32 protein-coding genes are annotated in these 21939 nt (G+C 34.8%); 2 read left to right on the forward strand and 30 right to left on the reverse strand.

What is annotated here, in order from left to right; translation table 11 throughout:
* Positions 1-24: 24 nt before the first annotated feature.
* The 27 genes from HZR84_09875 to HZR84_10005 all read right to left on the reverse strand — a co-directional run bounded on the left by HZR84_09875 (position 25) and on the right by HZR84_10005 (position 18260).
* Positions 25-639, reverse strand: a complete 615-nt coding sequence (locus HZR84_09875; GenBank protein ID QNL22232.1) for a hypothetical protein — start codon at positions 637-639, stop codon at positions 25-27.
* A 142-nt stretch (positions 640-781) separates the two neighbouring features.
* Positions 782-1297 carry a hypothetical protein gene (locus HZR84_09880; protein ID QNL22233.1) on the reverse strand — a complete coding sequence of 172 codons (516 nt, stop codon included), beginning with the start codon at positions 1295-1297 and terminating at the stop codon, positions 782-784.
* Between the two features lie 67 nt (positions 1298-1364).
* Positions 1365-1820: a hypothetical protein gene (locus HZR84_09885; GenBank protein QNL22234.1), complete on the reverse strand. Its 456-nt coding sequence runs from the start codon at positions 1818-1820 to the stop codon at positions 1365-1367.
* Between the two features lie 320 nt (positions 1821-2140).
* Positions 2141-2530, reverse strand: a complete 390-nt coding sequence (locus tag HZR84_09890; GenBank protein QNL22235.1) for a hypothetical protein — start codon at positions 2528-2530, stop codon at positions 2141-2143.
* 4 nt (positions 2531-2534) lie between these two features.
* On the reverse strand, positions 2535-2996 hold the full coding sequence (locus HZR84_09895) for a hypothetical protein (protein ID QNL22236.1): 462 nt from the start codon (positions 2994-2996) through the stop codon (positions 2535-2537).
* Between the two features lie 218 nt (positions 2997-3214).
* The gene (locus HZR84_09900) at positions 3215-3673 is read right to left on the reverse strand and encodes a PIN domain protein (protein QNL22237.1); all 459 of its coding nucleotides are present in this window, start codon (positions 3671-3673) and stop codon (positions 3215-3217) included.
* Between the two features lie 275 nt (positions 3674-3948).
* On the reverse strand, positions 3949-4452 hold the full coding sequence (locus HZR84_09905; GenBank protein ID QNL22238.1) for a hypothetical protein: 504 nt from the start codon (positions 4450-4452) through the stop codon (positions 3949-3951).
* Positions 4453-4542: 90 nt separating this feature from the next.
* Complete coding sequence (locus tag HZR84_09910; GenBank protein ID QNL22239.1) at positions 4543-4770, reverse strand: helix-turn-helix transcriptional regulator; 228 nt, start codon at positions 4768-4770, stop codon at positions 4543-4545.
* A gap of 3 nt (positions 4771-4773) precedes the next feature.
* A complete protein-coding gene (locus HZR84_09915) occupies positions 4774-5310 on the reverse strand; it encodes a DUF2975 domain-containing protein (protein QNL22240.1) in 537 nt (178 codons plus the stop codon).
* 201 nt (positions 5311-5511) lie between these two features.
* Complete coding sequence (locus tag HZR84_09920; GenBank protein QNL22241.1) at positions 5512-6051, reverse strand: hypothetical protein; 540 nt, start codon at positions 6049-6051, stop codon at positions 5512-5514.
* Positions 6052-6134: 83 nt separating this feature from the next.
* Entirely contained in the window at positions 6135-6446 is a 312-nt protein-coding gene (locus HZR84_09925) for a type II toxin-antitoxin system RelE/ParE family toxin (GenBank protein QNL22242.1), read from the reverse strand.
* A gap of 3 nt (positions 6447-6449) precedes the next feature.
* Positions 6450-6668, reverse strand: coding sequence for a hypothetical protein (locus tag HZR84_09930; protein ID QNL22243.1), 219 nt, complete (start codon positions 6666-6668; stop codon positions 6450-6452).
* A gap of 161 nt (positions 6669-6829) precedes the next feature.
* Positions 6830-7135 (reverse strand): type II toxin-antitoxin system RelE/ParE family toxin, encoded by a 306-nt coding sequence (locus tag HZR84_09935; protein QNL22244.1) that lies wholly within the window; start codon positions 7133-7135, stop codon positions 6830-6832.
* Positions 7123-7311 carry a hypothetical protein gene (locus HZR84_09940; protein ID QNL22245.1) on the reverse strand — a complete coding sequence of 63 codons (189 nt, stop codon included), beginning with the start codon at positions 7309-7311 and terminating at the stop codon, positions 7123-7125. The genes HZR84_09935 and HZR84_09940 overlap by 13 nt, the downstream gene beginning before the upstream one ends.
* Before the next feature lie 146 nt (positions 7312-7457).
* On the reverse strand, positions 7458-8444 hold the full coding sequence (locus HZR84_09945; GenBank protein ID QNL22246.1) for a hypothetical protein: 987 nt from the start codon (positions 8442-8444) through the stop codon (positions 7458-7460).
* Between the two features lie 99 nt (positions 8445-8543).
* Complete coding sequence (locus tag HZR84_09950; GenBank protein ID QNL22247.1) at positions 8544-8849, reverse strand: type II toxin-antitoxin system RelE/ParE family toxin; 306 nt, start codon at positions 8847-8849, stop codon at positions 8544-8546.
* A complete protein-coding gene (locus HZR84_09955; protein ID QNL22248.1) occupies positions 8837-9025 on the reverse strand; it encodes a hypothetical protein in 189 nt (62 codons plus the stop codon). Before HZR84_09955 ends, HZR84_09950 begins: the two co-directional genes overlap by 13 nt.
* 136 nt (positions 9026-9161) lie before the next feature.
* Positions 9162-9698, reverse strand: a complete 537-nt coding sequence (locus tag HZR84_09960) for a hypothetical protein (protein ID QNL22249.1) — start codon at positions 9696-9698, stop codon at positions 9162-9164.
* Positions 9699-9779: 81 nt separating this feature from the next.
* A complete protein-coding gene (locus tag HZR84_09965; protein QNL22250.1) occupies positions 9780-10367 on the reverse strand; it encodes a hypothetical protein in 588 nt (195 codons plus the stop codon).
* 163 nt (positions 10368-10530) lie between these two features.
* Positions 10531-11352, reverse strand: coding sequence for a hypothetical protein (locus HZR84_09970; GenBank protein QNL22251.1), 822 nt, complete (start codon positions 11350-11352; stop codon positions 10531-10533).
* Between the two features lie 110 nt (positions 11353-11462).
* Positions 11463-12089, reverse strand: coding sequence for a hypothetical protein (locus HZR84_09975; GenBank protein QNL22252.1), 627 nt, complete (start codon positions 12087-12089; stop codon positions 11463-11465).
* A gap of 331 nt (positions 12090-12420) precedes the next feature.
* Complete coding sequence (locus HZR84_09980) at positions 12421-15153, reverse strand: class I SAM-dependent DNA methyltransferase (GenBank protein ID QNL22253.1); 2733 nt, start codon at positions 15151-15153, stop codon at positions 12421-12423.
* Positions 15154-15318: 165 nt separating this feature from the next.
* The gene (locus HZR84_09985; GenBank protein ID QNL22254.1) at positions 15319-15726 is read right to left on the reverse strand and encodes a hypothetical protein; all 408 of its coding nucleotides are present in this window, start codon (positions 15724-15726) and stop codon (positions 15319-15321) included.
* Positions 15727-15969: 243 nt separating this feature from the next.
* A complete protein-coding gene (locus HZR84_09990; protein QNL22255.1) occupies positions 15970-16389 on the reverse strand; it encodes a hypothetical protein in 420 nt (139 codons plus the stop codon).
* 200 nt (positions 16390-16589) lie between these two features.
* Positions 16590-16949, reverse strand: a complete 360-nt coding sequence (locus HZR84_09995; protein QNL22256.1) for a hypothetical protein — start codon at positions 16947-16949, stop codon at positions 16590-16592.
* On the reverse strand, positions 16942-17385 hold the full coding sequence (locus HZR84_10000) for a hypothetical protein (GenBank protein QNL22257.1): 444 nt from the start codon (positions 17383-17385) through the stop codon (positions 16942-16944). The genes HZR84_09995 and HZR84_10000 overlap by 8 nt, the downstream gene beginning before the upstream one ends.
* A 59-nt stretch (positions 17386-17444) precedes the next feature.
* The gene (locus HZR84_10005; GenBank protein ID QNL22258.1) at positions 17445-18260 is read right to left on the reverse strand and encodes a tyrosine-type recombinase/integrase; all 816 of its coding nucleotides are present in this window, start codon (positions 18258-18260) and stop codon (positions 17445-17447) included.
* 489 nt (positions 18261-18749) lie between these two features.
* Between HZR84_10005 and HZR84_10010 the strand changes: the two genes are divergently transcribed.
* Complete coding sequence (locus tag HZR84_10010; GenBank protein ID QNL22259.1) at positions 18750-19061, forward strand: hypothetical protein; 312 nt, start codon at positions 18750-18752, stop codon at positions 19059-19061.
* Between the two features lie 5 nt (positions 19062-19066).
* Here HZR84_10010 and rnhA read toward each other — a convergent pair whose 3' ends face one another.
* Genes rnhA through aroQ form a run of 3 tightly spaced genes read right to left on the reverse strand, consistent with a single transcriptional unit; the run spans position 19067 to position 21017 of the window.
* Positions 19067-19531, reverse strand: a complete 465-nt coding sequence (gene rnhA / locus HZR84_10015; GenBank protein QNL22260.1) for a ribonuclease HI — start codon at positions 19529-19531, stop codon at positions 19067-19069.
* Positions 19510-20562 carry an alanine--glyoxylate aminotransferase family protein gene (locus HZR84_10020; GenBank protein ID QNL22261.1) on the reverse strand — a complete coding sequence of 351 codons (1053 nt, stop codon included), beginning with the start codon at positions 20560-20562 and terminating at the stop codon, positions 19510-19512. The genes rnhA and HZR84_10020 overlap by 22 nt, the downstream gene beginning before the upstream one ends.
* Positions 20559-21017 carry a type II 3-dehydroquinate dehydratase gene (gene aroQ / locus HZR84_10025; GenBank protein QNL22262.1) on the reverse strand — a complete coding sequence of 153 codons (459 nt, stop codon included), beginning with the start codon at positions 21015-21017 and terminating at the stop codon, positions 20559-20561. Before aroQ ends, HZR84_10020 begins: the two co-directional genes overlap by 4 nt.
* Positions 21018-21038: 21 nt before the next feature.
* Between aroQ and xerD the strand changes: the two genes are divergently transcribed.
* The gene (gene xerD, locus HZR84_10030) at positions 21039-21938 is read left to right on the forward strand and encodes a site-specific tyrosine recombinase XerD (GenBank protein QNL22263.1); all 900 of its coding nucleotides are present in this window, start codon (positions 21039-21041) and stop codon (positions 21936-21938) included.
* Position 21939 lies beyond the last annotated feature (1 nt).

Raw genomic sequence — 21939 nt, forward strand, 5'->3', positions numbered from 1 at the left:
TAGCCTGTGTTGTGCGTTCATGCTTTATTCTAATATGAATTCTTTATATTGCTTCTCTCTCTTTTTGCTCCCTTGTTTTCCTAAATTACGCAATGCATTTGGAGAAGGAGAATACAGAATTCTTACGTTATACTTAGTGCCGTTTATTATTATTGATTGAATTTTTCTATTCTCTTTATTAATTGAGTGGTAAGTATTGAAATGCAGATTCATCTGCTTTTTCACAAATTCACTTGTGTATATCAGAATACTTATTTGTGGATTTTTACGAAGTAGTTCTCCTAGGTCTTTGTGTTCAATATTTGTAAGATCTTCGTCTGCAGCGGAATCATTTTTATGAATACACTTGTCAATAATATCAGAAATTCCAATTCCGTGTTTTGTCAAAAAGTTTTTTCGTTCACTAATTGCTTTTTTAGAATTTGAATATTCTAATTCAATGTCAAAAACATTTTCAATAATCGGCCAAAATGCATTGTCCCTACTACCATAGTAGAAGTTAACGTCTTCCTTATAGATTTCTTTGTATTGGGTGCAAAATCTTGGAGGTGGAATTGTTCCAATAATTAATTTGTTGGAATCAACTGGGATAAATGGTTTATAAGGATGAATCGATTTCAATTCTTTTTCTCTTCGCATGACGCACAACGGTCCTGGCTATAGCAAGTTCGGGATTTTGAAACCGCTTTCTTGTCTGCTCACCATAAATTTATTTAGTTGTAATATCTTCATTTTTAACTATACAGCCCGCATTTGCTGTAGCCGATGTTGTGCAACGTATTTATTTTTCTGGATACTTTTCATAAGCTAATTTGTCAATTTCAGATTCAGACAATCCTTTTGCTCTTAATTCACGACAATATGTAGCTCGTAATCCTGCTAAATCGTCAAACGGGTTATTAATTAGAATTGCTTTATGCTCTTTTCTCTCTCTTTCTTCCCACTCCTTGTTTAAAGCACCGAGTAACTCTTCCTGCTTCGCAAATATTATTCTTCGAGAATCCTTGTCTTCAATTCGATTTGTCAATTCATAATCACAAGCCATCGAAAAAGTCACACCTGAAAAAATCCAATACATTAAGTCATTTAAGTCGGACGTGACTTTTCTTTCGTATTCAGTTCCCCTTTCTGAAATCACAAAATGATAAAGTCCTGAATTTTCAACTTCAATATTTGGTGTTGCATCTCCAATTGGAGTGCTAAAAGTTGGCATTAAGTGTGTCGGTGCGTTAATTCTCCTTGCTAAGTCCTTAGCCAAATTTTGTATTTCAGATAGCGACTTCATTTTATGTTGCACAACGGAAATTATAAAACCCGTTTTAATGGGGTTTTATATAGTGTTAGCTCTCGTATTTTCTAATTATTTAGTTCTTTGTAAACTCTAATTTTTCAACCATATTTTTATATTCATAAACAACATCCTTTGGTATTAGTTTTTCATTTGAATAATGAACAACCTTTATTTCTGCAATTTTTGATTCATTACCGGGTGTCAAACATAAGTACCCATCGTGGGATATGTATTCCCGATTTGTGCCTTGATTCGTGCTATCTCTGAAAGTCCCATCAAACTGTAAACAAGTTGTATTTTTAAATCCTACAATGTTAAAATGAAGACTTTTCATTTCATATGGGTTCATCCTTTTTTCCATATAGCTTTCAGCAAATTTGATGAATTCATCTGTATCGCTAAACTTTTGTTCTTCAAATGTTCTGACGCTTATTATTGTCGATGAATTTTTTGATGATTTTTTAAAAGTGATTGAATTATCATCTTTTAAGTCAAATGTATAGGTTGAATCAGGTATTTCATTCAGCAAGATGCTTTCTATTTGATAAGATTTTCATCCTGTTTTGAGTCCTTTTTGCTTGTCTGAATTTCTCTTACATCCAACAATCATAGTTAAAAGAATTACAAACAGAATTAGATTAAAGGTGTTTTTTGTTTTCATTTCATTTTTTGTTTATATGAGAGCTAACGCACAGCTATGATGAGTGGGGATTAGAAAGCACTAATCTCTCGTCTCGCAGATAGCCACGCCTTGATTTAAATTTAAAACTTGTGGCGGAATTTCCAATCCCCACAGAAATATCCTGACCGATGAAACCCCATTCATTCATAGCATATGTTGGCATGCGTTTATTCACCAGTTATCCATTTAATAATAAGTTGGAAATTACCAGAAATAAAGCCTAATACACTACTGAGAATAAGAATGACCCACCAATATTTAAGTTGAAAAATATTGCCTTTCAACTGCTTGATTGTTAGTTCCTTAATCTTAGATTCTGTCTCTTCACCTTCTTGCAGTTTATTTTTCCAGTTGACATACCCTCCAAGATCAATTACCTCTTGTCCCAATGAAGTTAAATCATATGAGTAGTTGTTCTTCTCATAAACCATGTTCTCTCTTTCCAATCGTTTTAATGCTTTATGAAGGTGATCAGGGGTACTTTGAGATGCAGCAAAGAATCCTTTACTTTCTATCTCATTCAGAACTTGATCTATATGTTCAGGTTCGATTGACATTTTATCAACTTTTCTTTGATGCCCAATATTGATCAAGGTCCTCAGGCGTTTTTAGCACCCATCCATCAATGTTGATGGTTGCCAAACCAGTTTCAAGGTCTTCCTTCATCATATCGTATCGAGCTTGTTCATTCTCCTTATTTGTAGATGTTTCTATGGATTTAATAGAATCATTGAATTCCTCGCAACACTTTTTCCAAAGGTCAGACTCAGGAGAGTCGGATGTATAAACAATAATTGGTTTTTCTTTTTGCCAGTTCGTGAATTCTATCAATTCTCTAAATATGATTCGTTTTTGGTCATCAGTTAGATCATTGCCTTCGAATGCATCGTCCATGTAAATTCTTCGACCATCAATCCAAGTTGACCAGATCTCAATTTCCAATTGACCAAGTTGATAGATGATGCCTTCGCCTCTAAAGCCATATTTGATATGAGGAAATTTGTTCTTGCGAAATAGTCCCATAGTGTAGAGTATGCATGCCAACGATTAGTGTAAAGTACGTAGCTTGGAAATGAGCGATGGGCCTAAGGGGCTATGAACTTTACACATTGTTAGCTTTTGCGGAATTCCTTTTTTTGAAATATTCCAACACTTCTTTTGCAGATTTTCCTTCTGTTTCTTTTGCAATTCTTGCGCGTGACTTCCTCACTGATTCTACGCAATCAAATTCTTTTTTAATCTTAGTTTTCATAATCTACAACATCTCTTGGTGATCTAATTTCAATAGTTTTATATCCATTTAAAAGATTTATTGCATTATATCCTTGAATTCTGTGAATATTAACAATGTGTTTAAAATTCCAACTAACTAACAAATCTGCTTTTAATATCGTTGCAATTGCTATGTGATAACAATCAGCGACACTGGACTTGCCAACTACGCCTTCAGATAAATAATTATTTGCCAATTCTATAGATTCTTTAGTAAGAAGGACCTTTTTAATATGGCTTGAAGGGAAATTTTTATAGAAATTTCTGACCTTAATAGGTGCATCATTCAACTCATCAATAGCAACATTAGACACCAATAAATGCATTTTAGATTTTAAAATCTGTTCGAAGAAAAGTTTTGACCAGTATTCAAATTCAGGATCAAAAACTCCACCAAAGACAGACGTATCAACATAAATTGATTTCATTGCTTTAAAGATAGGAATTCTGTCTTTTTTAAGTAAAAGCTAACGCCCATGTATGAGGCGTGTGCTCTCACTTTGTGGACAGCACTAAAATAGTGAAGTCTGCCGGTGCTTCCAAAGTTTGTAGAAAGCACTGCGTTCTGAAAGTGAAAAAATCCCGCGAACTAAAGTTTCCAAACATCACAAGCCTTTCTCGGTGGCAGACTCACGGTCGAATCCCACTGAAGTTTTTAGAAAGCACGTAAGCACATGCCTGTCATACATATTGTTATAGGGCTTTATTTATATCTTCCGTTCTGGATGAAATCGTTCGCCAGATTCAGTAAATATGCTTCTTCCTTGTTGTCAATAGAACCTAGAAACTCAATCAACAGTTCTTCGGTATTTATTAGCTCGACAGTTTTGTTTGCTGTTACGGCTATTATGTATGTTGAGCAGAGGACATCTTCACAATTAAAGAACCCAAACTGATTAGTCTCTCGTTTTGGAATTTTCACCCGTTTCGGCTTGGTTCCGATTGAAATTATTAGTTCACTAAGTTCGTAACCTCTGTCTCCTCTAACTTCAAAATAAACATAGTCTTTATCCTTGTTCGGGATGATTTTTGTGTAAAGTTCAGGCCCGTATTGGTCGAATGTTTGGATGCTGTCAGATGTTGTTGAAACAGGTTGTTCTGGTTTTGATTGAGCCAGAGTTATAGTTGTTCCATGTGTTAGAGCTAAGATTAGATAGAGGAAGTTTTTCATGTTGCAGATATGCCCTATAACGTCCAGATATGGCACGTGCCTCTGGACTTTTTAAATAGATACTAAAGTATGGGATTTGCACAGCACTTTCAAGTAGCTACGTAGAGGCATGTACTATATCGTTTGTTAGCGGGATGTTGATTTATCTTCCACACTTATATGTTCTAATATATCTCCTGGTTGACATTCCAACGCACCACAAATAGCTTCTAGTGTTGTAAACCGTATGGCTTTGGCTTTTCCAGTTTTAAGGTTAGAAAGATTTGAAAGTGTAATTTCAACTCTTTCAGAAAGCTCATTGAGTGACATTTTACGTTTTGCCATCATTACATCTAAATTCACAATAATCGGCATAATTCAAACTGTTAAGTCATTTTCCATTTGAATCTCTAAGCCTTTTTTGAAGATATATGCTATCAAGTATATAACTGCAGCCATCAGGATAAATGCTTGACTGTCTACCCAAAACTGTGCTAGTGTATCGAGTTCGTAACCACGTTTTCCTAAATTTTTGGAGGATTGTCTTGCTATATGGCTAATTACACCAATTGAAAGCGTATAGTACGAAATCTTAGTTATCTGATTTGAAACGAAACTGTTGAAAGGTCTTGATAGATCAATTTTTTGGATAAGTCTTATCACGATATAGAACAAATGAGCTTTCAGTATAGCTACAGTTAAAACAAAAGAATACATCCCGAAAAAAGCCCATTTGCTTTGTTCATACAAAGATCTCAGGTCTAATTCTTCATATAGACTACCCACAAGTTCGGGGTTAACTATACTAAATACGAAATTGATTATCAAGCCACCAGCATTTATTGATAGCACAATAAAAATTACCCAAGAAGCTATTTGTAGACCTTTAAAGACAAGATTAGTTTTATACGACATAATTATAGTGTTTAGATTTATGTCACAAATATCATTAAATATATATTGATAAACAATAAATATAAATTGAAAATCAAATTATTTTACTTATTGAGCTCCACAATTACCTTGATATGGTCATTCCCGCTAACGCTTAGGCTAAGATAAGTAAACGGTTTGGTGGGTTAGGTATTTATCTTAGCCGATGTTGTAGTGAGTTTTTCAATAAATCATAAGAGCATCGGTTTCGTATGGATAAGTTTTAATTATCTCTTTTCCATTACTTACTAATCCTTTCCTGCTCAGTTTTTTTATTAGTTTCTCAGGTATATTTTGATCTTCAATTTTCAACTGAAAAACATTTGATCTTCCCACCTTTCTTTGACCTTTAAAATTTCCTAAATAATATGTTTTACCTTTTTCAAATTCAATGACACCAAAAAAATCTGTCATTTCTTTTGACTTATTTATGTATGAAAAATCACCCAACGGGACTTCTATTTTTGAAATTATATACTTTCCTGAAGGAAGATTTTCTATCAAACTATGTTGAGACATTAGTCCTAATGATTTGCTTCTCCAAGATTTTTGTGATTCTAGATTTTTTACAGTGATTACTATTCCAACGCCACTTTGCATTGCACCTTTTGAAGTTGCCGAAATTGCAACATTTACATTTTCATTTGAGGTATTAAACAAAAATGAAGTCAGAAGAACCGATGAAAGTAGATATCCGAAGATTATTATATACTTATATCTCATGTTTTAAAATTCACTACAACGTTCAGCTAAAGTACGTGCTCTTTGAAGGTAAAGTCAAGGGAGAGCATGGCCTTTAGCATATGTTAGGCAAAGTATTCATCTATTTCTTTTTGGATTTTATCCGGATCTTGTCTGTTGTCAAAGACGGTAATAATCTCTATTTCATCTTTTATTATTCTGTAGATGTAAGAGTTCTGTTTGTTTAAAACGCATTTAAAAATACCTGGATGGCTCTGAGATTCCTGATGACTCTTGGGGAACTGGGCAATACTTTTAAATGAAGCGAAGAGTTTTTTCTGAAATTCTCTTTTAACTTTTTCAGACCATTCTCTATCTAAATAGTCATAAATCGAATCTAATTTGAATTCTGCAAGTGGCGATAAATAGACTTTCAAGCTTTATGAAACTTTTTTCATATAGTCTTCCAATGAAATTCGTTTTCCTGAATTCAATTGATTCAGTCCGATTTCAATTTCATTTTTTTCTTGAGGTGATAATTCAAGGAAAAAATCTTTCTCATTGGACTTTAAAGCATCTAGAATTTTATTCAAAACGGATTGATTGTCTATTTCAAGGATCAATTTAACTAATTCTAATTTAGATGACTGAATATCCATAAAAGCGCTTTATGTAAAGTTAAAGATTTTTTGATATCCATTTAAAAAGTTAAATTCTGTTTAATGGAAATATATTTTGCCTAACGTTCAGCTAAAGTACGTGCTCAGCGCTGGCAAAGTCAAGGGAGAGCATGAACTTTAGCATTTGTTGGCTTACGTTTTCAAATTCCCTTAAGTTTATTAGGATTTCTTGAAGTGTGAAAAACACGCGAAACAATTATGTATTGCTTGTCTCTTCTATAAATAATTTTGTAGCTCCAAACCACAATGAATCTGTACTCGTTTTTCATATGGGCAAGTAGAGGCTCTTTTTTGCCCATTTCTGGATTCTTTTCTAATAATGAAGAGCTTTGGAGAATTTTGTTCTTAATTATCTTAGCGGCAGATATTCCTCTATCTTCTAAAACAAATTTCACCTCTTTTTCAAATTGACTAAAGGCCTTTTTTGTCCAAATTACTTCAGCCATTCTTTTGACTTATCCTCAACTTCTTTTTGAGTAAGTGTTTCTCCTTGCTCTACTTGTTTTTCGGATTCTTCTATATCTACAAGGAGTGCAAATTGCTCATATACATCTTCAACTGTTGAATTATTTGTTAAAGACTCAGCAATTTTAATTAAATGATCTTTCAATTTTGTTTCCATATTATTTGAACAAGGCAATAAGAATAAAAATACAAATTCTAAAATAAATGATTAAAAATGGAAGCCAACGCTTAGGCTAAAATGTCGTGCAACGGTTAGGTGGGCTGGGCATGCATTTTAGCTATTGTTGTGCTTATACTTTTAAATTATTTATAATAAATTTTTCTCTTGACATATTTTGATTCTCCGCCGGTCAAATTATTCGGTATTCTAATATTAATTCTCTCTCTTTTTACCCAGTTCCTTTTTTTATCATAAGCGTATTTGTATTTCTTTTCATAACTTAAAAAATCTTCTGGGTATTCATTGTTTAACTGAATGGTTTTGAACTCAATAACATCGCCAAAATTGTTGTATTTAATTTCATCTTTGTCAATCAAAAAAGGTTCTTCAATTGGTACAAGTTTTGAACGATAACCTTGTAATCCATTAACTTCTAAAGGATAATAGACTTCTTTTTCACTTATGGAATAATTATAAATAGCAATTAGATTGCTATCTTTTTGATACTTAATTTCATTACGGGATTTTCTAGACATAGAATCGTCAGAAGTTTTACCGTAATAGCATCTGTTGACGATTAAGCATTTAATGCAATTGTCATTATCGCTAAATTCAAATTCTAATATGAGTTTTCTTTCCTTTTTTCGAGCATTGAAGTCATACTTTTTAAAATTCAAAAGTTCATCTGTTGATCCATTGATTTTCACCCACTCGGTATAGTCTCCAATATAACGATAGTCCATGTTATTCTTGATAATGGTTTCTTTCAACCTAACGGTATCGCCTATAGTATCATAATTATAAGCTACTTCGTAAAATCTTGATTTACCATGTGGCCAATATTCTATTTTTGATGAAACGTAATTATTAGTGAAAGTAAACTCTGTAGCTAATTGATAATTGGGAGAGACATTATCCATTAATTTATCTACAATCTTTCTTACACTTATTAAATTATAATACTCTTTGACTCTTGGTGTATAATGATATTCTCTAATTTTTGATACGCTACTATTTAAACTGAATTCTGGATATTCAAAGTCCAATAACTCAAGAATTTCTTGTCCATTTACTTCGTTGCTATAAATGAATAAAACAAGGAAACATGAAATAATAGAATACCTAATCATTCGACAAAAGAGTTAAGCACAACGTTCAGCTAAAGTACGTGCTCAGCGCTGGCAAAGTCAAGGGAGAGCATGAACTTTAGCATTTGTTGGCTTACGTTTTCAAATTCCCTTAAGTTTATTAGGATTTCTTGAAGTGTGAAAAACACGCGAAACAATTATGTATTGCTTGTCTCTTCTATAAATAATTTTGTAGCTCCAAACCACAATGAATCTGTACTCGTTTTTCATATGGGCAAGTAGAGGCTCTTTTTTGCCCATTTCTGGATTCTTTTCTAATAATGAAGTGCTTTGGAGAATTTTGTTCTTAATTATCTTAGCGGCAGATATTCCTCTATCTTCTAAAACAAATTTCACCTCTTTTTCAAATTGACTAAAGGCCTTTTTTGTCCAAATTACTTCAGCCATTCTTTTGACTTATCCTCAACTTCTTTTTGAGTAAGTGTTTCTCCTTGCTCTACTTGTTTTTCGGATTCTTCTATATCTACAAGGAGTGCAAATTGCTCATATACATCTTCAACTGTTGAATTATTTGTTAAAGACTCAGCAATTTTAATTAAATGATCTTTCAATTTTGTTTCCATATTCCTACAACAAAACAATTTGAATAAAATTACAAATTCTGTTACAAATGATTAAAAATGTAAGCCAACGCTTAGGCTAAGATAAGTAAACGGTTTGGTGGGTTAGGTATTTATCTTAGCTGATGTTGTGGCTAGTTTATTCTTTCAGAAGTTCTATATGCTCAATATATAAATGGCGGTTTTTTAACCGAAACATTCTCTGTCTTTCAGCATTTGGAGGATAGACAAGAAATAAAGAATCTTGATTACTTTCTTCATCGAAATAATCATTAGAATATGTCCAAATATCTGGTAAGATTTCACTGTTTTTATCAGGTATTAATTGACCATGAGTTGTTGTGTGATCAATTAAATAAACAGTGTCTAAGTCAATATTTATAGAATTTTGAGAAATTATGTTTGTAATCGTGAAGGGTACAAATCCGATTGCTAAAAAATTCAAATCGAAGGGTCCTTCGTATTCTACATTGATATTAAACCAACCTCCTGAATCCGTTTGAAAATATGAAACCGAATCCGTGTTTTCTAAATTATCACTTCCCTTGGTCGTAAATAAATTAATTCCGGATATAGGTTGATTATTGGCGTACCAGATAGTCTTACCCTTTATTGAAATTTGTGCAATAGAATTTATTCCAGCTAATAAGAAATACAGGATGAATAATATTTTCATTTTGAATTAGCCACAACGGAAATTATAAAACCCGTTTTAATGGGGTTTTATATAGTGTTAGCTCTCGTATTTTCTAATTATTTAGTTCTTTGTAAACTCTAATTTTTCAACCATATTTTTATATTCATAAACAACATCCTTTGGTATTAGTTTTTCATTTGAATAATGAACAACCTTTATTTCTGCAATTTTTGATTCATTACCGGGTGTCAAACATAAGTACCCATCGTGGGATATGTATTCCCGATTTGTGCCTTGATTCGTGCTATCTCTGAAAGTCCCATCAAACTGTAAACAAGTTGTATTTTTAAATCCTACAATGTTAAAATGAAGACTTTTCATTTCATATGGGTTCATCCTTTTTTCCATATAGCTTTCAGCAAATTTGATGAATTCATCTGTATCGCTAAACTTTTGTTCTTCAAATGTTCTGACGCTTATTATTGTCGATGAATTTTTTGATGATTTTTTAAAAGTGATTGAATTATCATCTTTTAAGTCAAATGTATAGGTTGAATCAGGTATTTCATTCAGCAAGATGCTTTCTATTTGATAAGATTTTTCATCTGTTTTGAGTCCTTTTTGCTTGTCTGAATTTCTCTTACATCCAACAATCATAGTTAAAAGAATTACAAACAGAATTAGATTAAAGGTGTTTTTTGTTTTCATTTCATTTTTTGTTTATATGAGAGCTAACGCTAGTATATAAAACGTATGCGTTTTAAAACGCACATCTTTGTCCCACGTTGCTAACGAAATTTAACAGCACGCACTCTAAGAACCTACAATACAGCATATGTTTTATATACATTGTTGGCGGCTGCTCGTTAACTCACAAGTACTTTTTCGTCTTTGTCCCGAAGTCGAATAGATTTTTTCTCCCTTGCTCAAATTGTAGGGATGCAACTTCTATAATCCATATTGACCAGTCCCCTGACGAACTGAAGGAATCTGTTTTATAGTCGTATGTTTTGTTGACTGGTATTTTGTCAACTACTTGAAATTTGTCGGAGTCTTTGTTGAATTGGTTAGGAAAAAACCAACTGATTTGCTCCTTGTTGTCCCACGTGGCATAGTTAAGTTTTAGCACATTAGATTCAAGGATGTCTTTAGTTGTCGGTCTTTCTTTTTTATTCAAATCTGTCACCGCGACTAAATTGAAACCGTACGGTGTGTCATAGATTGCTTCTAAAATCACAGCCGCTCCAAAATTCCCGTTGAACAGTTTAAAAGTCAAGCAAGTCCCTTTTTCAAAAATTGGATTGAGTATCTTCTTCTTTTTTCTTGATTTAGCTTTTTCTCTTTTTTGACCGAGTTGTTCAAGAAATTTTAATAGGGCTTTGTCCCGTTTAGCTAAGTCCTTGTCGTCAGCACCCAATTCTCTCCAAACTTCTAAGTCCTCTTTATTCTCAATGATTTGCTTAACTCTGTCGTAAATCTCGTTGTCCAACGATTTACATTCCCATTGAGCCTTTGCTATTGCAAACCAGAAATTGTTAGAGTCCCCTTTGTCGGTAAGTAGTTCTTTGTTGGTTGCAAGAAGCTTAGTTGTTACTTCTTTGGCGTCTTGTCCTTCGTTATAAAGTTCGAAGAACTCTCCATAGATGTCCGCAAATGTGTCGTTTGATGATAGCCCTGTCCCCCAGGTTCCCATAGTCCGAATCTTTATTTAACGAGTTGCCGCCAACGTTTAGCTAAAGTACGTGCTCAGCGAGGGCAAAGCCAAGGAAGAGCATGGACTTTAGCATTTGTTAGGTGTCGTGATTAAAACAATCTGTTTATTTTTCCTTCATAGAATCCTATTTCTAATCTGTCAAGTTCAAAATTGAGCATATCTAAATTTTGAAAAGTCTCTTCTAAAATGTTTTTACTCATGTATTGAAAGTAAAATTTATTTTCTGAGACTTTGATTTCAATTTTCTTTAGACTTGAAATGTCTGTTGTATCAATTTTGAAATGAAACTTCGAATCATTTAAGGGAATCTTAAAATAATAGTATTGATATGTTCTTCCTTCAAGTAATAAAATTTTATCTCCCTTAAATATCATTCTTCTTTTTACAAAAAATATATCATCCCAAGATTGTTCAACAATACCTTCTGGGTGGTAAATGACAATTGATTTTGAAAACCGATCTTGTTTGCACCCTTGATATTTAGCCGAGTCTTCTTTTTGTTTATAATATCTGTATTCGGCTAACTCTGAATTTGTTGTGTCTTCTATTTCATAGGAATGTCTAAGTTTAGTGTTATAGTAAATCCATTTACCTTGCTTTTGTCCATTTATGTCAATGCAATTAACCAATTCACCTGATTCAGTTGTATCAAAACATTTTTGACTGAAGCAACAGTTTGCTATTAGAAGAAAAAATGAAAAAAGTGTTAACCTCATAATTATGACACCTAACGATTAGCTAAGCCAGACTGCGAATAGAAAACAAGTTTTCCAATCCACTTCTACTTGCTTAGTAGTCTAAATCTAAAAATTATTTGAATGCCTCGCTGCGGCTTAGCGTGTGTTATGAATTGTAATGCGGGAGCGTTTCGGTTTTGCGCGTGACTCCGGGGGATGTGCGTTGGGAGAGTGTTCGAGGAGGGTTGGCCTCTGAAGCGGGATAGGATAGGGATGGCCTGGAGGGTAGCATTATTATTCTCTAACGGTTTGGCTATGGTGCGTGTCCCGAAGGGCATGCACTATAGCCCTTGTTGGCGTGTCGTGCTTTTTATTTCTTATTAGTTTTCTTTTCCTTTTTCAATAATGGCATTGTGTATTCATTATACAATTCAAATAGAAATTCAATCCGAGCCGTTTCGTTAGTAAAAGCTTGTGGTCTGTAACACAAATCAACTGCCTTGTCTAATTCTTGATGCGCTTTTACCAATATAGGTGGCATAGTCAAAGGGTCATATAAATCTGCTAGACTACTTTCAGGGAACTCTGCCCGAACATCTAAAATTTTCTGTGCTTTGGTTACAACTGCTTTTCTATTCTTATCGCTTGGTTCTTTGGGCCAAGGGTAGTTATTGTAAACGACTTTTGAAGAGTAGCGATTGCGCCCCTCTAATCTTCCACAGGTATATTCAAACCATTTCTGATGCATTATCGATGATAAAATTCCAAAATGATATAGAGACGCACCCTCTGAAATAAAAACTAAATCACTACAGATGGTATCTGGTGACATAAAACCGATGGGACTATACTTTCTCCTTTCTGATGTAACTTTTGGAATTAATAAAAAGGTCGAATCTGGTATATTTTCTACATGAAATTTGGTCGGTGTAGCGGCAATTTTTTGAGTTGGTTTGCTTTTACTTGCTTCCCTAAACAATTTGACAGATTCGATTCTCTTTAGAACATGAGGTAATTTTTTAAGTTCTCCTGGATTGACGTCATTGAGAAGTAAAACCCAACGTTTTTTGCCGTGCAAAAATTCTGTTGCACCGCACCAAGGTTTGAATAGATGCTTTGCTTTAGGCTCAAGGGTTAGAAACTCTTCTTTTTCATGATCTTCAAAGAGATAGTGCCCGCCATCCACTGGTTTATTTCCTATCCCTATTTTTGGCACATCACAGAGCGGGTTGGACCTATTGCTTAAGAGCACATCTGGACCATCAATGAGATACGGATTTATATTGGTTACCTTTCGTTGATGTGGTTCCCCTTTAACATTTTCGTACTCAAAAATATACTTGGTTTTTTCAGATGTATTTGAGAAACCAATGATAACACAGTATACAGCTGCTTTACCGCGTGCTTCATTATTCCATTGAAATGTGCGATGAGCGAAATTGATATGTGCACCACATTCAAATAGAGCATTCCATAATACACTTACCTGCTCTCCCTGTGAGATAGAATTAGTAGAAACCAGGGCAACTTTAATATTAGAATTTGAAATGAACTTTGCTGACAGTAAATACCATGCACAGACATAATCCAAAAGGCCTGAACTTTTAACACCACTAAAGACTGAATCCATTTCTTCTTTCTGTTGCTCGTCTTGATATTTAGCACCAACGAAAGGAGGGTTACCAAGAATGTAAGACAGTTCGTTTTTTGAAACTATTTGAGTCCATTCAGTTCGCAGAGCGTTTCCATGAACAATAGTTGCGGACTTTTTTAATGGTAAACGAGCATAGTACATTCCGAATGCCTCTGAAATACGCAAATTCATTTGGTGATCCATTAGCCACAAAGCAACTTCAGCAATACGAGCAGGAAACTCATCATATTCAATGCCATAGAATTGGTCAACATCAACGAGCATTATTTGGTCGATTCCAAAAACTTGTTGACCACCATACAACTCCTTCAGGACTTCCAACTCTAAAAGTCGTAATTCACGGTAGGTTATGATCAAGAAGTTACCGCAACCACAAGCTGGGTCAAGAAAATTTAAACTACCGAGTTTTTGATGAAATTCTTTGAGCTTGTTTTTGTTGCTTTTAACCTTTTGAAATTCTGCTTGGAGTTCGTCAAGAAAAAGTGGTTTTATCAGTTTGAGAATATTCTTTTCAGATGTGTAGTGTGCCCCAAGATTTCTGCGTTCTTCGGGATTCATTACACTTTGAAACATGCTGCCAAATATTGCAGGTGAAATTTTACCCCAATCTAATGCACTACACTCCAAAAGAATTTCACGCATTCTTGAATTGAAAGAAGCAATGGGTAAAGGCTCTTCAAAGAGTTTTCCGTTTACATATGGAAAAGCATCTAAATGTTCGTCAAGATTTTTAAGTCGTTTGTCAGTTGGTGTATTAAGAACTTGAAAATATTGAGCTAACCATGCTCCAAGGTCGCTTCCATCTTCATTGGTTTTTACTTCTATGAACTCTTTGAAAGTATCTTTTTCAAATATGCCTGTGTCGTCTGCAAATAGGCAAAAAAGTAATCTTACTAAGAAAACTTCCAATGGGTGTCCTTCATAACCGCTTTCTTCTAATTGGTCATGAAGCTTACCCATTAGTTCGGCTGCTTTGATATTTACAGGATCTTCATCCTTAAAAGTCCTTTTTTGATAACCTGCGATAAATCCAAAAAGCTTAATGTTTTTGTGCAAGTCTTTTATTCCAAACTCATACTCTTTTTTGTCGTCAAGGTCATATAGTTTGAATTTTTCAAAGTCAGAAACCAAAACATATTTTGGTAATTCATGCTCTTTGATTCCATGAAAATAGTCGGTCGCTTGCTCAAAAGCTGCGTCAAGATTTTTCCCCTTTGATTTGTGTTCTACAAGTAGAGTTCCTTTCCAAAAAAGGTCAATGAACCCCTGTTTATTGTTCAGTTTTTTAACGGGTTCTTCAAAGGTGGCAAGTCGTCTCCTCGAAATACCGAACACGTTAAAAAAGTCATTCCAGAAAGAGTCTTTCTCAGCACGTTCTCTACTTTCTCCTTCCCATTCTTTTGTGAATTTTAAGGCTCGGTCTTTTATTTCATTCCAACTTAATGCCATTATTTAGTTTATGTTCTTTTGCATGCACGCCAACGGTTGGGCTATGAGTAGTTGCGTGGGTTAGCACTAAACTTTGCAAGTACACACCAAACTGAAAATCCGCGAGGATTTTCAGAAGTAGTCGAGAGCAAGCAATTACTTATAGCCATTGTTGTGCATAGTTTTTTATATTCCACCATTTTCAGTTTTTTCGTAATTCAAACGTCCATTTTTAAATTCAAAAATGACTCGTGTCCAATCGCTCAAACTTAAAAACAAGTGATTTTTTCTTTTTAATTCAGCAAAATATGGAATCAGCGTTATATTAAATTGTCCATCTTTTATTGTCAGAGGAAAAATCTTCACATATCGTAATTCACCTTTATTTTCTCTAAATATTTTCTTTCTATTTCCTAATCCGATTTTTTGAATACGATAACCGCTAATTGAATCAGGTATTTTAGATAAGTAATCTTGATACTCGATAAAAACTGTTTTCGGTTGTTTTACTTGCGAGTATTTGTTATAAAACGAATCAATTTCCACTATATATTTTTCGATTGAAGTCAAGTACAAAGAGTCTGTTTCCGACATTTTTAATAATTCCGAATTCTGATTTTTATTCTGTCCGAATGAACCGACTGAAATAAAAAGAAATAAAAATATGGTTAGAAATCTGTTCATTTAAATTATGCACAACGTTCAGCTAAAGTACGTGCTCTCTGTTCATAAAGTCAATGATTAGCATGGACTTTAGCGAATGTTAGGGGCTTTATTTAATTTCTTCGAAATAGTATTTTCATACTATTTATCCAAGAGCATAATTGAATATGTCTTTCAACTATTTAGAAAAACTCCTGTCATACTCATAACAATTAAAAAGCTAATAAATGATATTAAAAGTACAAAAATTGCTTTACGTCTTTTGATGGATAAAGTACCCATTTTATCCAAAGTTTCATATTCAGTTTTGAATTGATTAATCAGGTCTGTATTAAATGTAGTATACATTAAGATGTAAGCATAAACGATCATAAATAAGAATCCAAAGCCAAATATTAATATGCCATCGCGGAAGTCTAAGTTGAGTATAGAATTTAGAAACGGGACTAATAATAATGGAACAGCATAACAGATTGGAAGTAATATCCAACTAGTTATGGCAATTGCAAGTTGTCTTCTTACTTTCGGATTTTTTTGATCTTTATGAGCAGCGCAATATCCAAGAAAGAGAATGTCATGAATTATGTTTTTCATGTAGGATAATTAATAGATTTCAAAACATAGCACTGATGAATAATTCAAATATTGCCTCTAACGCCAGCGCATAATGTCGTGGCGGTTTTCGAAGCCAGCATTATCCACCGAACGTGAACGAAATATAGTAAACAACTTTCAGATTTAACACAGTCACCCGCCATGCATTATGCGCATTGTTGTGCACAGTTACCCTTCACCTATTTCCAAAATTCCCACCATTTCTTGTCAGGCGATTGAGTTGTCGGTGTTGTATCTTCTTCAATCCATTGTCCATTTTCCCCTTTGGTCCATTTCTTATCTACACCGTCAAGTGTTATCACAGAACCTTGTCCATCGTCAATAGTCTCTAGCAAGTCCGCGTCAAACCAGTATGAGGTTTGTAAATCGTCAAAGTAAACATTAACAGCAAAGTCGTCCTTTGGTGTTCCGATTATTTCAAAGTCCATCATTGAAGGTGTAGTCTGTCCGTAAACGTCACCCACCTTTCCCGCAAGTTCTTTTTCTCGTGTCTCGGGTGAGTCTTTGATCTTCACCTTATTTCCAAAAGAGTCAAACATTATTTAATTTTTTATCCCAATACGCTATTGCGAGTTTGATTAAATCATCAACATCTATTCGTGCGTCTTCGTTGTAGTGAACCTCAAGTCGTGACACGTTAAATGCTTTCGAAAAACCTGAACTGAATCCACCGCTATGTATTTTGTCTTCTCTAATCTTTGTCTTTGGACTAGTCAAATCCTTGTGCTTAGTCGTATTGGCCAAATCATGAAGTATTCTCATCTCTGGACATTCAACATAGAGATTGATTCGGAATTTTTCTTTTGTCAACCCGCTATCATTCACTTTTTGCTCACTAAAAATCCAGTCCGATAGATGCCATGCATCTGAACATGCCTTTTCGGCCAATGAGATGTCTAATGGATTTTGTTTTAGTTTTTCAAAATCACTTTTCAAAAGTTTTAGTCTGTCCGTTGAGTTTAAAATGTTGAACATCTGTCAAGGGGTAATTGTGCACAACGTCTGTGTAAAGTATGCACTTTATTTCCATTATGTCAATGGCTGCGGTCATTGCCAAAATCAATTCTATCCAAAGGACTTTCTATCTTTCTGAGATCCATTTGGGCGATGTGTGTGTAGATTTCTGTGGTCCTGCTGGAAGAATGGCCTAAAAGTGTCTGTATATAGCGCAAATTTACATGCTGCTCTACCAGGTGAGTGGCAAAACTGTGTCTTAATGTATGTACGGTATAATCATTATCGAGCCGGGCCTGATTTTTTGCCCTGTTAAAAACCTGTCGCAAACTCGCAGGAGAGTAAGGCCCACCATATTGGCCTGGAAACAAATAATTTTCAGGCTGATAGACTTTAAAATATTTTCTTAGTTGTTCCAGACATTTCTGTGAAAGCAAAGTAGTTCGGTCCTTTTGGCCTTTAGCCGCTCTTATTTTAATAAACATATTTTCAGAATCGATATCATTGATTTTCAGCTTACACACTTCAGAAATACGCAAGCCTCCCGAATAAACGACAAAGAGCATAGTCCGATGCTTGAGATTTCGAACCTGACTTAACAACCGCCTGATTTCGTCTGCATTCATTACTTTCGGTATGCGCTGTTGCTTCTGTGGCCTTTCAAAATAATAAGTCGTTCTCGGTTTTCCACATACCTGTTCCAAATAGAACTTGATGGCGTTTATACATTGATTCTGATAGGACCTGGATATTTTCCTTGTACGGACAAGATATTCGAGATACTCCTGAGCATCTTTTTCATTCCAGTCTGTTGATTTTCTTTTTACAAAATACTTCAAAAACCCTTTAAACATACTGGTATAGGTTTCAATAGTACTGGAGCTGTATCTCTTCATTTCCAGTTTTGATCTTAATAATTCAATAGGGCTTTTCATACGCTAATTCAGGCTTAAAACTAATTGATCGGTCCACATAAGCATTGGGTTTTGTTATTTGGAAATGTTTAAAACGATTATAAGCGTTTGAAACGTTTCAAACGTTTCTCGCTAAATTTTTAATGCCGTTTCTCGCTTAAATTTTAATGCTGTGTATCGCTTAAATTTTCATGTTGTGTATCGCTTAAATTTTCATGCTGTGTATCGAATAAAATTTCATGCTGTATATCGAATAATTTTCATGCTGGGTATTGAAGCATTTTGTCTCTACATTATTAGTAACATAAATACATTTCAATCTCAGCTAAACACCTATTTCTAAAAAAAAATATCATGAATGGTCCAATCGAAAGACTCTGCCTCTGCTGTGAAAAACCTCTCTTAGGAAGAAAAGACAAGAAATTTTGTGACTATCACTGCAAGAATGATTTTCACAATGAATTGAAAAAAATGTCAGAAGTGTATTTAAACAAAGTGAATCTGATTCTTCGGCATAACAGGGATGTTCTGGTGAAATTTTGTCCTGAGGGGAAGATATTGGTTTTCGAAACAGAGTTGAGAAGGCTGGGATTTGTTCCGGAGTATTTTACCGGATACTATACATCTAAAAGTGGGGGCAATGTTTACAGATTATGTTATGAATTTGGTTTTCGAGAAAATCCAAAATATTCCGGCCAATTGATTGTGGTAAGATTCAACTTCAGCGACCCTTTAAACGTCAATCATGTATCGGACACTCAATTTGTAATTCATAAATATTGATTTATTTAATTCCCTTCATACCCAACATCTTTCATCAAACCTTCGCCCTGTGAAGCCCTCACAGCCAGCTCATCACATCTTTCATTTTCGGGATGCCCCGCATGGCCTTTAACCCAAAAATATTTTAACTTAAACATTGGATGTAACTTTAAGTATTTCATCCACAAATCGGGGTTTTTTTTCCCTTTGAAATTTTTTTTCTGCCATCCGAAAACCCATCCCTTTGTAATTGCATCTATTACATATTTGGAATCTGAATAAATATGTACAGGCAAATCATTTCTTTTAAGCATTTCCAGTGCCCGTATCACAGCCAAAAGCTCCATTCTATTATTAGTGGTCTTTTGAAATCCTTCTGAATGCTCTTTTACTTTATCCCCAAAACGCAATACGATCCCAAATCCCCCGGGGCCGGGATTGCCACTTGAAGCTCCGTCAGTAAATATTTCTATAACCTTTTCTTTGCCCATTTATCAATTTGCTTAAACAGTACATCGTATTCAGCCCTTTTTATGGCGGGAAAATTTGCAATGCGAAATGTTTCATTTTTCCAAGGCCCATAGCCATTGCCCAGCATAATTTCACGACTTTCCAGATAGCTCTTCAGATCTTTTAATTCATGTTCAGAAATCTTTACAGTAATGACCGTATCGGATCGTAATTCCTGATTTTCAACTAATATTTCAAATCCATCAATGGCCTTAATTCTTGAATAAATATGTTTTGCCCGCTTTTTTATTTTTTCTGAAATTAATTTTAGCCCTCGGTGTTCCTGCAATAATTGCCACAAATAATAAATATTTGCCGTATTTGGTGTATATGGACTTTGCCAATTGCTGTAATGCTTGTGTAAATTGCCTATATGGTTGTAATAAGCTTTTTCTGAAGTTTCATTCAAAAGCCTTTTATGCATAAATAGAATTCCCATGCCCGCCGGTAATCCAAAACACTTTTGTACCGAGGCAAACCATATATCAGCAGCCAACCAGGGCAATTCTACACCGGCCATGCTAGAGGTGGCATCTACCGCGATTATACTTTCGGGATTCCAGCTTCTCAATTCGGTTAAATAAGTATCAGGTAATTTGCTGCCATTGGAGGTTTCATTCTGCGTAAGGCAAATGATATCTTCTTTAACATTTTTCAATTCCGGTGGAAAGCTGCTATATATAAAACGCTCACTTTTGACATCATTCTCAAGCGCGACATTCATGTTGGCCCATTTTTCTCCAAATGCCCCATTGAATACATGTAAAAATGACTTTTCAGAAAATCCCTGAGCAATGATCTCCCAACATTCGGTGGCAGAGGAAGTGAAATAAACTTCAAAGTCCTGTGGAAGATCAAAGACCTCCTGGAAAAGATCCACGATCTCACGATACTGAAACATAAACGCCTCGGAGCGGTGATTCATTTCAATCATTCCACTTTCAAGGCCTTCATTCAGCCAAAGCGAAAGGCGCTCATCTATTTTTGAAGGGCCGGGATAAAAATTTATCAACGTCGGTTACCGTATTTAGACACCAAATGAATCAATGCGAGCGTATAGCCTTCGAGCCCAAAACCTGATATGGTACCGTCACAATATTTCGACATCCAGCTTTTATGTCGGAATTCTTCTCTGGCATAAACATTGGAAATATGCACCTCCACACATGGGCATGAAACCGCAGCAATAGCATCGGCAATGGCGACAGAGGTATGCGAATAGCCACCTGCATTGATAATTATCCCATTATAATCAAAACCCACCTCATGGATTTTATCGATGATCTCCCCCTCAATATTGCTCTGAAAATGATCAATTTTCACATTGGGGAATTTATCTCTCAAATTGAAAATGTATTGCTCTATTGGCTGATCGCCGTAAATATTCTTTTGCCTCAAACCGGTGAGGTTAATATTTGGGCCATTTATTATCTGAACTCTTGCTTTTTGATTGACTTTTGGATCCATCTTCTTTACTTTATCGGGCCAATGAGTTGGGATATATACATAAAAGAATTTACGGCCTATCTAAAATTAGAAAAAAGCCTTTCAGAAAACTCCGTTGAGGCTTATCAGCGCGATGTGGTAAAGCTAAAACAGTTTTTAGAAATCAACAATCGCAATAAAAATCCGCAGGAGGTAACTGCCTTTGACCTAAGCGAGTTTTTGATTTTCATTGAGAAATTGGGGATGTCTTCATACAGCCAGGCGCGAATTCTTTCAGGAATACGCTCATTTTACACTTATCTGCGTATGGAAGACTTAATAAAGGTAAATCCTTGCGATTTGATAGATGCTCCAAAACTCGGCAGAAAACTTCCCGATACCCTGGAATTTCATGAAATAGAAAAAATTTTCTCGGTTATTGACCTCTCAAGCCCCGAAGGGGCCAGAAACCGTGCGATGCTTGAAACGCTATACAGTTCGGGTTTGCGTGTCACTGAATTGATCAATCTTCGAATTTCCAATCTGTTTTTTAACGATGGATTTATTAAAATTCTCGGTAAAGGCGATAAGGAAAGACTGGTTCCTATCGGAGATGATGCCATAAAATTCAATAGAATTTATATGAATGAAATCCGGAATCATGTTTCAATTGTCAAAGGCTTTGAAAATTATCTTTACCTCAACAGAAGGGGGAAAGGACTCAGCAGGGTGATGGTGTTTATGATGATCAAGGATTTTGCCAAAGAGGCGGGGATCAAAAAAAACATTAGCCCCCACACTTTCAGACATTCATTCGCCACACATCTGATCGAAGGCGGGGCTGACCTTAGAGCAGTTCAAACCATGCTGGGCCATGAAAGCATAACAACCACGGAAATATATACTCACCTCGACCGGGATTATTTAAAACAGGTAATTAAAGAATTCCATCCAAGAAGCTAGG

Source organism: Hyphobacterium sp. CCMP332 (assembly GCA_014323545.1).
Lineage (GTDB): Bacteria > Bacteroidota > Bacteroidia > Cytophagales > CCMP332 > CCMP332.